The organism is Cognatilysobacter tabacisoli (genome assembly GCF_003586305.1).
Classification (GTDB): domain Bacteria; phylum Pseudomonadota; class Gammaproteobacteria; order Xanthomonadales; family Xanthomonadaceae; genus Cognatilysobacter_A; species Cognatilysobacter_A tabacisoli.
Map to the genome: position 1 here is coordinate 374,385 of NZ_QXJI01000001.1, position 13,938 is coordinate 388,322.

The window sequence follows — 13,938 nt, forward strand, 5'->3', positions numbered from 1 at the left end:
GCGGTGGAAGGCAATCGACCAGGGAGCGGCGGCGTGATGGACGTGGTGATGATCGACGCGGGCGGGGCCAACATCGGCTCGGTCCGCTACGCGCTCGAGCGCCTCGGCGTGCGCGCCGAACTGAGCGCGGACCCGGTGCGCATCGCCGCGGCCGACCGGGTGATCCTGCCCGGCGTCGGCGCGGCCGGCGCCGGCATGGCGCGGCTGCGCGAATTGGACCTCGTCGACCTGGTGCGCGGGCTGAAGCAGCCGCTGCTGGGCATCTGCCTGGGCATGCAGCTGCTGTTCGACGCGTCCGACGAGAACGACACCGAATGCCTTGGGCTGATCCCCGGGCGCGTGCGGCGGATGCCGTCGGCCCCGGGCCTGCGCATCCCGCACATGGGCTGGAACGGCCTGCAGGTCGAGCGCGACGACCCGCTGCTGGCCGGGATCGCCGACGGGGCGCAGGCGTACTTCGTCCACGGCTACGCCGCGCCGCCGGGCGACTACACGCTGGCCAGCGCCACGCATGGCGAACCGTTTTCCGCGGTCGTCCGACGCGGCCGCTGCTGGGGTGCGCAGTTCCATCCGGAGCGCTCGGCGGCGGTCGGCGCGCGGCTGCTCGGCAACTTCCTGTCGGAGCGACTGGCATGAGCGCGAACGAGACCCGCGCCTTCACCCTGCTGCCGGCGATCGACGTGCGCGACGGCCGCGTGGTGCGCCTGCGCCAGGGCGACTACGCGCAGGAGACGCGGTACGACGCGGCGCCGCTGCAGGTTGCCCAGCAGCACGCCATGGCAGGCGCACGCTGGCTGCACCTGGTCGACCTCGACGCGGCGCGCGGCGGCGGCTACACGCTGGCCGCGCTGCTCGACGCGATCAAGGCCACGACCGCGCTGCAGGTGCAGACCGGGGGCGGCGTGCGGCGCGACGCCGACGTCGCGGCGATCCTCGAGGCCGGCGCCGACCGGGTCGTGGTCGGCTCGCTCGCCGTGCGCGAGCCCGATCGCGTCATCGACTGGCTGCAGCGCTTCGGCCCCGAGCGCATCACCGTCGCTCTCGATGCGCGGCAGGACGACGGCGGCCGCTGGCGACTGCCGACGGCCGGCTGGACCGAAGACAGTGGCGTCGAGCTCGACCCGCTGCTGGTCCGCTACGCCGACGCCGGGCTGCGCCACCTGCTGTGCACCGACATCGAGCGCGACGGGATGCTCTCCGGCCCCAACCTCGACCTGTACCGCCGCATCGTCGCGCTGGCCCCGGACGTGCAGCTGCAGGCGTCGGGCGGCATCCGCGGGCTCGACGACATCACTGGCGCGCGCGCGGCCGGCTGCCGCGGTGCGGTGCTGGGCAAGGCGCTGCTCGACGGCCGCTTCGACCTGGCCGATGCGCTGGCGGAGGAGGTCGCATGCTGAGCCGCCGCATCATTCCGTGCCTGGACGTGCGCCATGGACGAGTGGTCAAGGGCGTGCGCTTCCGCGACCACGTCGACATGGGCGACATCGTGTCGCTGGCGCTGCGCTACCGCGACGAGGGCGCCGACGAGCTGGTGTTCTACGACATCACCGCGAGCCCCGAGGGTCGCAGCGTCGACCGCGAGTGGGTCGAACGCGTCGCCCGCGCGATCGACATCCCGTTCTGCGTCGCCGGCGGCATCCGCAGCGTCGACGACGCGCGCGCCGTGCTGCATGCCGGCGCGGACAAGGTGTCGGTCAACACGCCGGCGCTGGACCGGCCGGCGCTGGTCGCCGAACTGGCGGACGCGTTCGGCGTGCAGTGCGTCGTCGTCGGCATCGACAGCCTGCGCGACGACGACGGGCAGTGGCGCGTGCGCCAGTACACCGGCGACCCGTCGCGCACGCGCGCACTCGCGCGCCGCACGCTGGACTGGGTGGTGGAGGCGCAGTCCCTCGGCGCCGGGGAGATCGTGCTGAACTGCATGGGCAGCGACGGCGTGCGTGCCGGCTACGACCTCGAGCAGCTGCGGGCGGTGCGGGCGCTGTGCGACGTGCCGCTGATCGCCTCCGGCGGCGCCGGCGCGATCGAGCACTTCAGCGCGGTGTTCCGCGAGGCCGACGTCGACGGCGCGCTGGCGGCGAGCGTGTTCCACTCCGGCGCGATCGCCATCCCCGAACTCAAGCGCGCCCTGCGCGCCGACGCCATCCAGGTGCGCGATGTCGACTGAAGCCTCCCCGCAAATCGCCTTCGATGCCGACGCCCTGGCCTGGGACAAGCAGGACGGCCTGCTGCCCGCCGTCGTGCAGGACGCCGCCACGCTGCGCGTACTGATGCTCGGCTACATGGACCGCGCCGCGCTGCAGGCGACGCTGGCGAGCGGCCACGTCACGTTCTACAGCCGGAGCCGGCAGCGGCTGTGGACCAAGGGCGAGTCGTCCGGGCACGTGCTCGAGGTGGTCGCGATCGAGGCCGACTGCGACGCCGACACGCTGCTGGTGCGCGCCCGTCCGCACGGCCCGACCTGCCACCTCGGCCGCGCGAGCTGCTTTCCCGACGCGCCGGGCGACTTCCTTGCCGAGCTCGACGGGCTGGTCGCGCGGCGCGAGCGCGAGCGCCCGGCCGGCAGCTACACGACGTCACTGTTCAACGGCGGCGTGCGGCGCATCGCCCAGAAGGTCGGCGAGGAGGGCGTCGAGACGGCGCTGGCCGCGGTCGCGCAGGACGACGCGGCGCTGCTCGGCGAGGCGGCTGACCTGGTCTACCACCTGCAGGTGCTGCTGCGCGCGCGCGGCCTGTCGCTGGCCGACGCCGTCGCGGTGCTGCGCGAGCGCCATCGTCCGGGCTGAGCCCGCGCAGCCGCGGACCTCGCGCAGGCGGCCGGACGGCGCCGTCGCCGCGCCATAATCGGGCCTCGTACCGGGAGGCCCGATGCACCCTGCACTCACGACCGTTCTCGTCGCGGCGGCGATCGCGCTGTCGCTCGCAGCCGGCTCCGCCCGCGCCGTGCCGCCGCCGTGCAACGCGGGCACTGTGTTCGAGGACCGCAACGGCAACGGGGCGCTCGACGGCGGTGAGCGCGGGGTGCCCGGCGTGCAGGTGTCCGACGGCGTCGCCATCGTCCGCACCGATGCGCGCGGCCAGTACATCCTGCCGGTCGTCGACGGCCGCACCACGTTCGTGATCAAGCCGGCCGGCTACCGCGCCTCGCGCCGTGCCGACGGCCTGCCGGACGTGTGGCGGAACGTCCGGACCGCGGCGGGGCCCGCGCTGCGTTTCGGCGGGATTCCGGCGGAATCCCCGGGCTGCCGCAACTTCGGCCTGGTCCGCGACGCTTCGGCATCGGCCCGATCGCGTCCGCTCGAGGTGGTCCTGTTCGCCGACCCGCAGACGAAGTCGATGCGCGACGTCGACTACTACCGGCGCGACATCATCGATACGGTCAGGCGCGAGCGCGCGACACCCGGCGCGCCGGACCGCGGGCATCCTCCGGCTGGCGCGGCCGACCTCGGCCTGAGCCTGGGCGACATCACCGACGACGACCTCGCCCTGTACCCGGCGCTGATCGAGGCGACGGCGAGCCTCGGCGTGCCGTGGCTGCACGCGGCGGGCAACCACGACCTCGATTTCGACGCCGCGCGCGACGAGGACTCGCTGCTGACGTTCCGCCGCCACTTCGGGCCCGACACGTTCGCGTGGGAGGAGCCGGAGGCGACCTTCGTCGTCCTCGACGACGTGGTCTACCGACCGGGCGCATCGCCGGCCTACGTTGGCGGTCTGCGTGACGACCAGTTCGCGTTCCTGGAGAGCTACCTGCCGACCGTGCCGACCGACCGGCTGCTGGTCGTCGCGGTGCACATCCCGTTCTTCGACGCGGCGCCGGGGCGCGAGACGTTCCGCCGCGCCGACCGCGAGCGGCTGTTCGCGCTGCTGCAGCGGTTCCCGAAAGTCCTGCTGCTCAGCGGCCACTCGCACACCCAGCGGCACGTGTTCCACGATGCCGCGTCGGGTTGGCGCGGCGCCGCGCCGCTGCACGAGTACAACGTCGGCGCGGCCTGCGGGGCGTTCTGGTCCGGGATCAAGGACGCCGTCGGCATTCCCGACGCGACGATGGCCGACGGCACGCCGAACGGGTACGCGCGCCTGCGCGTCGCGCGCGGTGGCGACTACCGACTGTCGTGGCACCCGGCGGGCGAGCCGGGGACCGCGATGGCGCTGCACGCCCCGAAGGTGCTGCGCCGGGGCGCGTACCCGGCCTGGGGCGTCTACGCGAACGTGTTCATGGGCCGCGACGACACGCGCGTCGAGTTCCGCATCGACGACGGCCCGTGGCAGCCGATGCGCCGGGTCGACCGCCCGGATCCGCGCATGCAGATCGAGAACGCACGCGACGACCAGGCCGATGCACTGCGCGGCTTCGACCGGTCACCGGAGGCGACGCCGTCGGCGCACCTGTGGCGCGGCGCGCTGCCGACCGACCGGGCCGCCGGCACGCACCGCATCGAGGTGCGCGCGTTCGACGCCTGGGTCGGCGAGCAGCGCGCGACGACGACCTACCGCCTCGACGAGATCGGGGAGTAACGCGATGACGACCGCGCCGAAGGCCCCGCCCACCGACCTGCCAGTCGAGCAGTTCGACGGCCCGGCCGAGTTCGAGCGCTGGATCGAGGCGCGGACGGCCGACGGCCGCACGCGCGGCGCGTGGCTGAAGATCGCCAAGAAGGGCACCGGCGTGACCACCGTGACCTACGCCGAGGCGCTCGACGTCGCGCTGTGCCACGGCTGGATCGACGGCCAGCTGCGCGGCCTCGACGACACCTTCTACCTGCAGCGGTTCACGCCGCGGCGGCCGCGCAGCCTGTGGTCGAAAATCAACATCGGCAAGGTCGAGGCGCTGACCGCGGCGGGCCGCATGCGGCCGGGCGGCCTGCGTGAGGTCGAGGCGGCCAAGGCCGACGGCCGCTGGGACGCCGCCTACGCCGGCTCGCGCGAAATGGACGTGCCGCCCGAGCTCGCCGCGGAACTGGCTCGCAACGCCAAGGCGCGTCGCTTCTTCGAGGGGCTAGACCGGACCAACCGCTACGCGTTCTGCTGGCAGGTGCACACGGCGAAGAAGGCCGAGACCCGGCTGGCGCGGGCGAAGAAGTTCGTCGCGATGCTCGCCAACGGCGAGAAGCTCCATGCCTGAGCGCGGCCGCCGTGGCGCGCTAGTCGATGACGACGTCGGCGAACGACTCGACCCGCGCGTGGCCGTGCGTGGCGTCGCCGGTGCGCGGCGCCGGGTAGTCGTCGCGGCGGTCGACCAGCACCGTCGCCATGCCGGCGTCGCGCGCGGCGTCGAGCTCCTCGACGACGTCCGACAGGAACAGCACCTCCGACGGCTCGCGATCCATCAGCGCCGCGATGCGCCGGTAGCTGTCGGCGTCGCGCTTGCCGCCGACCTCGGTGTCGTACCAGCCGGAGAACAGCCCGGTCAGGTCGCCGGCATCGCTGTGGCCGAAGAACAGCCGCTGCGCGGGCACGCTGCCGGACGAGTACACGTGCAGCGGCAGGCCCACGGCGTGCCACGCACGCAGCGCGTCGCCGGCGTCGGGGTACAGGTGCGCGGTGAAGTCCGCCGACTGGTAGCCGTCGGCCCAGACCATGCCCTGCAGCGCCTTCAGTGCGGTGTGCTTGCGGTCCTCGTCGATCCAGCCCTGCAGCACCTCGACGACCATGCGGTCGTCGCACATGCCGCCGTTCTCGGTCGCGACCGCGTCGAGCCACTTGCGCACGGCCGGGTCCTTGCCGCGCGCGGCGACGAAGCCGGGCAGGGCGCGTCGCGCGTACGGGAACAGCACGTCCTTGACGAACGAGATGCTCGACGTGGTCCCCTCGATGTCGGTGAGGATCGCCCGGATGCGGGAGTCGCCCATCAGCCGGCCTGGCCCGGTTCGTAGCGCGGGAAGCGCTTGGCGATCTCGGTGCCGGTGAAGTGGCCGACCCAGCCGTCCGGCTCGGTGAAGAAGCGGATCGCGACGAAGCTCGGCTCCGGCCCCATGTCGAACCAGTGCAGCGTGCTGTCCGGCACCGAGATCAGGTCGCCCTGCTCGCACTTGATCTCGTAGACCTTGTCGCCCACGTGCAGCGTGAACAGCCCCGAGCCGGCGACGAAGAATCGCACTTCGTCTTCCTTGTGGTAGTGCTCGTCGAGGAACTTCGTCCGCATCGCCTCGCGCTGCGGGTTGTCCGGCGCGATGCTGACCACGTCGACGGTCTTGAACCCGCGCGCGGCGACGATCCGGTCGATGTCGGCGCGGTATGCGGCCATGATCGCTTCGGGCGCGTCGCCGGGCTGGACAGGATGGGCGGCCTGCCACTGCTCGAAGCCGACGCCGATGGCCTCGAGCTCGCGCGCGATCGCGTCGCGGTCGCCGGTGTTGACGTGCGGCTGGGACGGGTTGTCTTCGGTGAAGATCCGCAGGCGGCTCATCGGTGCAGTCTCCTCAGGTCGAGCTCGCAGCCGAGCAGGAATTCGAACGCGTCCAGGTGGCGGCGCGCTTCGGGCATGTCGCGGCCCCACGCGTACAGGCCGTGGCCGTCGATCAGGTAGCCCCACAGCGTCTGGCGGTCGAGCAGCGCGTCGACCTGCGCGGCCAGCGTGTGCATGTCCTGGCTGTTGGGCAGCACCGGTACGTCGATCTCGACGTCGTGGGTGGTGTTGCCGGCGAACGCTTTCAGCAGCTCGTAGCCTTCCAGGTGCACGTGCCCGGCGCCGGCGAACAGGCGCGACGCGACCGTCTGCGTGCGCGAATGCGTGTGCAGCACGCAGCCGATGTCCGGGAAGCGCTTGTACAGCTGGGTGTGCAGCAGGGTTTCGGCCGATGACTTCTGAGTCGTCGCGACCGGGTTGCCGTCGAGGTCGACGACCATCACGTCGCCCTCTGTCAGCCGGCCCTTGTCGCGGCCGGACACCGTGATCGCCACGTTGTGGTCGTCGATCCGCCGCGAGAAGTTGCTGCTGGTGGCCGGGGTCCAGCCCAGCGCGGCCAGCTCGCGGGTGTTGACGATGATCTCGGCCGCGCACTGCGCGAAGCGCTGCGGGTCGTACGGCAGGGGGGTGCTCATGGGCAAAGTGTAGCGGCAGCCCGGTGATGGAAAAACCTCGCCGGTGGAACGCGCCGGACGCGCTGGCGGGGCGGCACGGCGCCGGAAACGACAACGGCGCGGTTGCCCGCGCCGTCGTCATCCAGCCGGAAGCTGTGTTCAGTTTCCGGGTGCGTCTTCCTTGTAGACCGGCAGGTCATGCGGGGAGGCGCTCATATTTCCCTTGTGGAGTTGGGAATTACGCATGCCGTAGACGAAATACAGAATGATCGCCGCCAATGCGTACCAGCCAAAGAAGACGAGCACTCGCGTCTCAACCGTAAAGATCAGAGCAAAGCAAGCCACGATTCCCAGAGCCGGGAGAACTGGGTACAGCGGAACTCGGAAGCCACGCGGCAGCTCCGGGTGGGTGCGGCGCAGCCACATGACTGCGAGGCACACGATGCCGAATGCCGCGAGCGTCCCGACCGAGGTCATGTCGCCCAGCGTGTTGATATCGAAGAATCCGGCGGCCGTGGCAGTGATCAGTCCGACCAGGATGGTGTTGACCCACGGCGTCTTGAATTTTGCGTGCACGTTCGCAAAGACGCGTGGAAGGAGGCCGTCGCGGGCCATGGTGTAGAAGATGCGGGTCTGGCCGTACATCAGCACCAGGATGACCGACGTCAGGCCGATGATCGCGCCGATCTTGATCGTCTTCGCAAACCACGCCCACGACGGGCCCAATGCATCGACGGCAACGGCAACCGGGTCGGGAACGTTCAACGACTTGTAGTTGACGATCAGCGTCATCACGATCGATACGAGGATGTACAGAACGGTGCAAACCAGCAAGGAGCCGATGATGCCGAAGGGTAGGTCGCGCTTGGGATTCTTGGCCTCTTGTCCTGCGGTCGAAACCGCCTCGAAACCGATATACGCGAAGAAGACAATCGACGCAGCGCGCAGGATGCCGCTCCAGCCGAACTCGCCCTTCTCGCCAGTGGGCTCCGGAATGAAGGGTTGCCAGTTCGCGAGGTAGGTATCGAGGTCCTGCATCACGTACCAGCCAACGATGACGATGAACGCGATGATCACTGTCATCTTGATCGCGACGATGACGTTATTGACCTTGGCACTCTCGGAGACCCCGATCACCAAAAGGGCAGCCAACGCGAGGCAGATGAGGAAGGCAGGCAGGTTGAACAGCGTGGTTACAGGATTGCCCGCGGCATCCAAGACTGCAGCGCCATCGCGCACGAGGGCATGGCCAGCAGGGCCGGTTAGCTCGAGGGGCACCTGGATTCCCCAGTCACCAAGCAGGCTGACCATATAGCCCGACCACCCCACGGCAACAACCGATGCCGCCAGCCCATACTCGAGCAACAACAGCGCGCCCATGATCCACGCTGCAAACTCGCCGATCGTCGTGTAGCTGTACGTGTAGGCGGAGCCTGAGACCGGGAGCGTGGAGGACAGCTCCGCGTAGCAAAGACCCGCCAGAGCACAGACCGCACCGGCGATCAGAAAGGAGAACAGGACGGCCGGTCCGGCGTGAAGTGCCGCTGCGTTGCCGGTGCGAACGAAAATGCCCGCACCAATGATGCAGCCGATGCCGAGAAATACTAGGTTCCAAGGCCCCAGTGTCCGCTTAAGCTGACTGGTTTCGGTTTCCTGTTGCACTTGGGCGACGCTCTTTCGCGCCAGCATGCGAGCCAAGAGACCGCGATTGGGAATGCTTGCCATGAAACCTCGCTTCCAGTATTTGCCGCTTTGGCCTTGCGGCCGGACGCCTGCGGGGCGGGACCCGTCGCCGGCTACGTTAAGATCGCGTGACCATAGCCGGGCACGCGGGCGCACACAAGACGCGGCGCGGCGTGCGCCCCCGTACAGATTTCTTTTTGCCCTCGGTGAGCCATGACGGTACAGGGTGTTCAGCCGCTCGCGAACGAACCCCTGCGAACGGCGCTCCGGGAGTACGCAGGCCGATTGCCCGCTGAGGCGGCGCTGGTCGAGGCGTTTCTCGAGCTGCTTGACGGGCCCGAAGACCCGTTCGTCCGCCAGCGCGACGCCGGTCACTTCACCGGCTCGGCCTGGCTGGTCGACCGCCGCGGCGAGCGCGTGCTGCTGACCCACCACCGCAAGCTCGACCGTTGGCTGCAGCTCGGCGGCCACGCCGACGGCGACCGCGACCTGGCGGGCGTCGCGCTCAAGGAGGCCGAAGAAGAATCGGGCTTGACCGGGCTGCGCGTGGAGCCGGCGATCTTCGACCTCGACCGCCACTGGATCCCCGCCCGCGCGGACGTGCCCGGACACTGGCATTACGACGCCCGCTACGTCCTGCACGCCGGCGACGATGAAAACTTCGTCGTCAGCGACGAGTCGCACGCGCTGGCGTGGCGCGAGATCGCGCCGATCGCGCGCGACGCCGACGAATCGATGCGGCGCATGGCCGCCAAGTGGCTGCAGCGCCGGCGCTAGTCGCGAAGGTCAGTACAGGACGCGCGTGCGCAGGGTGCCGGGAATTTTCGCCAGCTGCTCGCGGACCTCGTCGGCCTGGTCCTGCGTCGCGGTGATGTCGATCACCACGTAGCCGACCTTCGCGTGCGTGCGCAGGAACTGGCCGTCGATGTTGACGCCCAGCCGCGAGAACACCTCGTTGACCTGCGACAGCACGCCCGGCACGTTGCGGTGGATGTGCAGCAGGCGGGTCGAGCCGGTGTGCTCGGGCAGGGTGACCTCGGGAAAGTTCACCGCCGACAGGGTCGAGCCGTTGTCGCTGTAGCGGATCAGCTTGGCGGCGACTTCGAGCCCGATGTTGTCCTGCGCCTCGAGCGTGCTGCCGCCGATGTGCGGGGTCAGCAGCGCGTTGTCGAGGCCGACCAGCGGCGATTCGAATACGTCGGCGTTGCCCTGTGGCTCGACCGGGAACACGTCGACCGCGGCCCCGCCGACGTGGCCGGACTTCATCGCCGCGGCCAGCGCGTCGATGTCGACCACCGTGCCGCGCGACGCGTTGATCAGGTGAGCGCCCGGCTTCATCCGCGCGATCTGCCCGGGGCCGAACATGCCCTGCGTGGCCGGCGTCTCCGGCACGTGCAGGGTGACGACGTCGCTGCGCGCGAGCAGGTCGTCGAGGCCGGCGGCCGCGCGCGCATTGCCGAGCGACAGCTTCGCCTCGATGTCGTGGAACAGCACCTGCATTCCGAGCGCCTCGGCGATCACGCCGACCTGGGTGCCGATGTGGCCGTAGCCGATGATGCCGATCGTCTTGCCGCGCACCTCGTGGCTGCCGGCGGCCGACTTGGACCAGCCGCCGCGGTGGCACTGCGCGTTCTTCTGCGGGATGCCGCGCATCAGCATGATCGCCTCGGCGACCACCAGCTCGGCGACGCTGCGGGTGTTCGAGTACGGCGCGTTGAACACCGGGATGCCGGCCACTTCGGCGGCCTCGAGGTCGATCTGGTTGGTGCCGATGCAGAACGCGCCGATCGCGATGACCCGGCGCGCGTGCGACAGCGCCTCGGCGTCGAGCTGCGTGCGCGAGCGGATGCCGACCAGGTGCGCGTCGGCCAGTTCGCGGTGCAACTGCTCGACCGGCAGCGCCTTCTCGAATGTGCGCACCTGGCTGTAGCCGGCCGCACGGAAGCTCTCGACCGCGGTGGCGCTGACGCCCTCCAGCAGCAGGACGCGGATGTCGGACTTCGGGAACGAGGTCGGCTGGCTCACGGCGGTGGCGGGCACGCGGGGGAGGGCGTTCGACTGTGCCAGAAACGCACGCGGTTTGCTGCACTGCATCAGGCGGTGCTATAGCTGTCCGTGCCCGGTCCGGCACGCGCCGCGGGGCGTGCGTGGACGGCGTGCGCGCCGCGGCGTCCCATGCCTGCACGGCCGATGTCGCAATATCGAAAATCCCGCGCGCCGCGAGGCGTCCGCGTCCCGCAGGCTCCCCGTTCGTCCCCCCAACGATGCCCCGCCCATGACCGATGCCCTGATCCGACTCCGCGACCGCTTGCCCGGCCTGCGCCTGAGCACCGACCCGGGCGACCTGGAGCACTACGGCCGCGACTGGACCCGGCGCTGGACGCCGGCCCCGCTGGCGGTGGCGCTGCCTGCGTCGGTCGACGAGGTGCAGGCGATCGTGCGCTGGGCGAACGACGAGGGTGTCGCCGTCGTGCCGTCCGGCGGCCGCACCGGGCTGTCTGGCGGCGCGGTGGCGGCCAACGGCGAGCTGGTGCTGAGCCTGGAGCGGATGAACCGCGTGCTCGACTTCGACGCGATCGACCGCACGCTGACGGTGCAGGCCGGGGCGCCGCTGGAGGCGGTGCAGAACGCGGCCCGCGAGCGCGGGCTGGCCTACCCGGTCGACTTCGCCGCGCGCGGCTCGTGCTCGATCGGCGGCAACATCGCCACCAACGCCGGTGGCATCCGGGTGATCCGCTACGGCAACACGCGCGAGTGGGTCGCCGGGCTGAAGGTCGTCACCGGCGCCGGCGACGTGCTCGAGCTCAACCGCGCGCTGGTCAAGAACTCCTCGGGCTACGACCTCCGCCACCTGTTCGTCGCGTCCGAAGGCACGCTCGGCATCATCGTCGAGGCGACGCTGCGGCTGGCCGACCCGCCGCCGCCGACTAGCGTGATGCTGCTGGCGATCCCGTCGTTCGAGCACCTGATGCAGGTGTTCGCCGCGTTCCGCGAACGGGTGACGCTGGAGGCGTTCGAGTTCTTCACCGATCGCGCGATTGAACACGTGCTGGCGCACGGCGGGCAGAAGCCGTTCGACGATGCGCACCCGTTCTACGTGGTCACCGAGTTCGCCGTCGACGAGGAGGCGTCGATGGCCGCCGCGATGGCGGCGTTCGAGCACTGCGTCGAGCACGGACTGGTCAGCGACGGCGTGATCAGCCAGAGCGACGCCCAGGCCGCGCAGCTGTGGCGGCTGCGCGAGGGCATCACCGAGTCGCTGGCGAAGCATGTGCCGTACAAGAACGACGTCTCGGTGCGGATCTCGGCGATGCCGGCGTTCCTGGCCGAGACCCAGGCGCTGCTCGGCGAGGCCTATCCGCAGTTCGAGGTCGTGTGGTTCGGCCACATCGGCGACGGCAACCTGCACATCAACGTGCTCAAGCCCGACGGCATGGCCAACGCCGCGTTCGTCGCCGACTGCGAGCAGGTCACCCGGCTGCTGTCCGACGCGCTGGTGCGCCACGGCGGCAGCATCTCGGCCGAGCACGGGATCGGCCTGGTCAAGAAGTCGTACCTGCTCGGCACCCGCAGCGCCGGGGAGGTCGCGTTGATGCGCGGCATCAAGCGCGCGCTCGACCCGAACGCGCTGATGAACCCCGGCAAGGTGTTCGACGCCTGACGCGCGCGACCGGGTCGGAAACGACACAGCCGCCCGGAGGCGGCTGCGGTCGCGATGCCTGGCGGACGCCGCGTCAGTCGGCGCGGCCGGCGAACTCGCCGGTGGTCGTGTTGACCAGCACGCGCTCGCCGTTGCCGATGTACTCCGGGACCATGATCTCGATGCCGGTCGACAGCTTGGCCGGCTTCGGTCGCTTGGTGGCGGTGCCGCCCTTGAGTTCCGGCGGGGTCTCGACGACCTCGATCGCCACGCTCTGGGGCAGCTGCAGGCCGACCGGGGCGTCGTCGATGATCTGCACGTAGCAGCCCGCGAGGTCCGGCACCACGTAGCCGGCCATGTCGCCGACCACGTCGGCGTCGAGCGCGTACGGCGTGTAGTCCTCGTCGTCGAGGAACACGAAGGCGTCGCCGTCCTTGTACGAGTACGTGGCCTGGCGCCGGCTCAGCTCGACCTCGCGCAGGTCGTCGTCGCCGTCGAAGCTGGCATCGAGCTTGTTGCCGCCCGGCACGCTGTACATCGTGAAGCGGAAGCGCACGTTGCCGCCGCGGCCCTGCGGCGAGCTGCGCTCGATGTCGCGGATCTGGTAGACGCCGCCGTTGTGTTCGACGACGTTGCCCTTCTTGATGTCGTAAGCCTTCATGGGTCAGCCGGAGTTCGTGATTCGGTGGAGGTGATCGGAGCGGCGAAGCGGGCGTGGATCGGGTGCGGCAGGCGTTCGTCCGATCGCGGACGAATCGCCCCCCGGTCAACGCGTTATTTCGGCGCCAAGCGCGTCGCGCCGTCGAGGCGGATCACCTCGCCGTTGAGGTAGGCGTTGCCGAGGATGTAGGCGACCAGGTCGGCGAACTCCTGCGGCTGGCCGAGCCGCGACGGGAACGGGATCGACGCGGCCAGCGACTGCTGCACGGACTCGGGCATGCCGTCGACCATCGGCGTCCAGAAGATGCCCGGAGCGACGGTCATCACCCGGATGCCGAAGCGGGCGAGCTCGCGCGCCATCGGCAGGGTCATGCCGACCACGCCGCCCTTCGACGCGGAGTACGCCGCCTGGCCGATCTGGCCCTCGTAGGCCGCCACCGAGGCGGTGTTGACGATCACGCCGCGCTCGCCGTCGGCGTTGGGTTCGTTGTGCTGCATCAGCGCCGCGGCGGCCTTGGCGACGTTGAAGCTGCCGACCAGGTTGACCATCACCGTGCCCTGGAACTGCGCCAGCGGCATCGGCGCGTCCTTGCCGAGCATGCGGCCGGCGCCGAGGATGCCGGCGCAGTTGACGACGGCGTTGAGACCGCCGAGGAACTCGCGCGCGGCGGCGACGTTGGCGGCGACGCCGTCTTCGCTGGTGACGTCGGTCTTGAAGTAGCGGGCGTTGGCCTCGCCAAGCGCGGCCACGGCCTCGGCGCCCTTGGCGTCGTTGACGTCGAACAGTGCGACCTTGCCGCCGTGTGCGACCAGGTGCTGGGCCACGGCCAGGCCGAGGCCGGAGACGCCGCCGGTGACGACGGCGCGGACAGTGTCGAGTTGCATGGGGGGCGGCCTGCGTGCGGAAAGCCGCGATTTTAACGTAGGGCGGG

The 13,938-nt window shown here is 70.5% G+C and carries 15 protein-coding genes; 8 read left to right on the forward strand and 7 right to left on the reverse strand.

Annotation, left to right across the window (positions count from 1 at the left end):
- The first annotated feature begins 36 nt into the window (after positions 1 to 36).
- The 6 genes from hisH to D3A60_RS06385 all read left to right on the forward strand — a co-directional run bounded on the left by hisH (position 37) and on the right by D3A60_RS06385 (position 5,125).
- Positions 37 to 636, forward strand: a complete 600-nt coding sequence (gene hisH / locus D3A60_RS06360; RefSeq protein WP_119717882.1) for an imidazole glycerol phosphate synthase subunit HisH — start codon at positions 37 to 39, stop codon at positions 634 to 636.
- A complete protein-coding gene (gene hisA / locus D3A60_RS06365; protein WP_119717883.1) occupies positions 633 to 1,397 on the forward strand; it encodes a 1-(5-phosphoribosyl)-5-[(5-phosphoribosylamino)methylideneamino]imidazole-4-carboxamide isomerase in 765 nt (254 codons plus the stop codon). Before hisH ends, hisA begins: the two co-directional genes overlap by 4 nt.
- The gene (gene hisF / locus D3A60_RS06370) at positions 1,391 to 2,167 is read left to right on the forward strand and encodes an imidazole glycerol phosphate synthase subunit HisF (RefSeq protein WP_119717884.1); all 777 of its coding nucleotides are present in this window, start codon (positions 1,391 to 1,393) and stop codon (positions 2,165 to 2,167) included. The genes hisA and hisF overlap by 7 nt, the downstream gene beginning before the upstream one ends.
- A complete protein-coding gene (hisIE, locus tag D3A60_RS06375) occupies positions 2,157 to 2,786 on the forward strand; it encodes a bifunctional phosphoribosyl-AMP cyclohydrolase/phosphoribosyl-ATP diphosphatase HisIE (protein WP_119717885.1) in 630 nt (209 codons plus the stop codon). The genes hisF and hisIE overlap by 11 nt, the downstream gene beginning before the upstream one ends.
- Positions 2,787 to 2,868: 82 nt before the next feature.
- Positions 2,869 to 4,518 (forward strand): calcineurin-like phosphoesterase C-terminal domain-containing protein, encoded by a 1,650-nt coding sequence (locus D3A60_RS06380; protein ID WP_119717886.1) that lies wholly within the window; start codon positions 2,869 to 2,871, stop codon positions 4,516 to 4,518.
- 4 nt (positions 4,519 to 4,522) lie between these two features.
- Positions 4,523 to 5,125, forward strand: coding sequence for a YdeI/OmpD-associated family protein (locus D3A60_RS06385; RefSeq protein WP_119717887.1), 603 nt, complete (start codon positions 4,523 to 4,525; stop codon positions 5,123 to 5,125).
- A 19-nt stretch (positions 5,126 to 5,144) separates the two neighbouring features.
- On the opposite strand, the gene mtnC is transcribed toward D3A60_RS06385, so the two are convergent.
- The 4 genes from mtnC to D3A60_RS06405 all read right to left on the reverse strand — a co-directional run bounded on the left by mtnC (position 5,145) and on the right by D3A60_RS06405 (position 8,748).
- Complete coding sequence (gene mtnC, locus D3A60_RS06390) at positions 5,145 to 5,852, reverse strand: acireductone synthase (protein WP_119717888.1); 708 nt, start codon at positions 5,850 to 5,852, stop codon at positions 5,145 to 5,147.
- Positions 5,852 to 6,409 carry a 1,2-dihydroxy-3-keto-5-methylthiopentene dioxygenase gene (locus D3A60_RS06395; protein WP_119717889.1) on the reverse strand — a complete coding sequence of 186 codons (558 nt, stop codon included), beginning with the start codon at positions 6,407 to 6,409 and terminating at the stop codon, positions 5,852 to 5,854. Before D3A60_RS06395 ends, mtnC begins: the two co-directional genes overlap by 1 nt.
- A complete protein-coding gene (locus tag D3A60_RS06400; protein ID WP_119717890.1) occupies positions 6,406 to 7,044 on the reverse strand; it encodes a methylthioribulose 1-phosphate dehydratase in 639 nt (212 codons plus the stop codon). Before D3A60_RS06400 ends, D3A60_RS06395 begins: the two co-directional genes overlap by 4 nt.
- 138 nt (positions 7,045 to 7,182) lie before the next feature.
- Complete coding sequence (locus D3A60_RS06405) at positions 7,183 to 8,748, reverse strand: amino acid permease (RefSeq protein WP_196778669.1); 1,566 nt, start codon at positions 8,746 to 8,748, stop codon at positions 7,183 to 7,185.
- Positions 8,749 to 8,919: 171 nt separating this feature from the next.
- Between D3A60_RS06405 and D3A60_RS06410 the strand changes: the two genes are divergently transcribed.
- Entirely contained in the window at positions 8,920 to 9,483 is a 564-nt protein-coding gene (locus D3A60_RS06410; protein ID WP_119717892.1) for an NUDIX hydrolase, read from the forward strand.
- Positions 9,484 to 9,492: 9 nt separating this feature from the next.
- Here D3A60_RS06410 and serA read toward each other — a convergent pair whose 3' ends face one another.
- Entirely contained in the window at positions 9,493 to 10,731 is a 1,239-nt protein-coding gene (gene serA, locus D3A60_RS06415) for a phosphoglycerate dehydrogenase (protein ID WP_231120493.1), read from the reverse strand.
- Between the two features lie 250 nt (positions 10,732 to 10,981).
- Here serA and D3A60_RS06420 point away from each other — a divergent pair, with 250 nt between their 5' ends.
- Complete coding sequence (locus D3A60_RS06420) at positions 10,982 to 12,367, forward strand: FAD-binding oxidoreductase (protein WP_119717894.1); 1,386 nt, start codon at positions 10,982 to 10,984, stop codon at positions 12,365 to 12,367.
- Between the two features lie 73 nt (positions 12,368 to 12,440).
- On the opposite strand, the gene yeiP is transcribed toward D3A60_RS06420, so the two are convergent.
- A complete protein-coding gene (gene yeiP / locus D3A60_RS06425; RefSeq protein ID WP_119717895.1) occupies positions 12,441 to 13,007 on the reverse strand; it encodes an elongation factor P-like protein YeiP in 567 nt (188 codons plus the stop codon).
- Positions 13,008 to 13,120: 113 nt separating this feature from the next.
- Entirely contained in the window at positions 13,121 to 13,891 is a 771-nt protein-coding gene (locus D3A60_RS06430) for an SDR family NAD(P)-dependent oxidoreductase (protein ID WP_119717896.1), read from the reverse strand.
- Between the last annotated feature and the right edge of the window lie 47 nt (positions 13,892 to 13,938).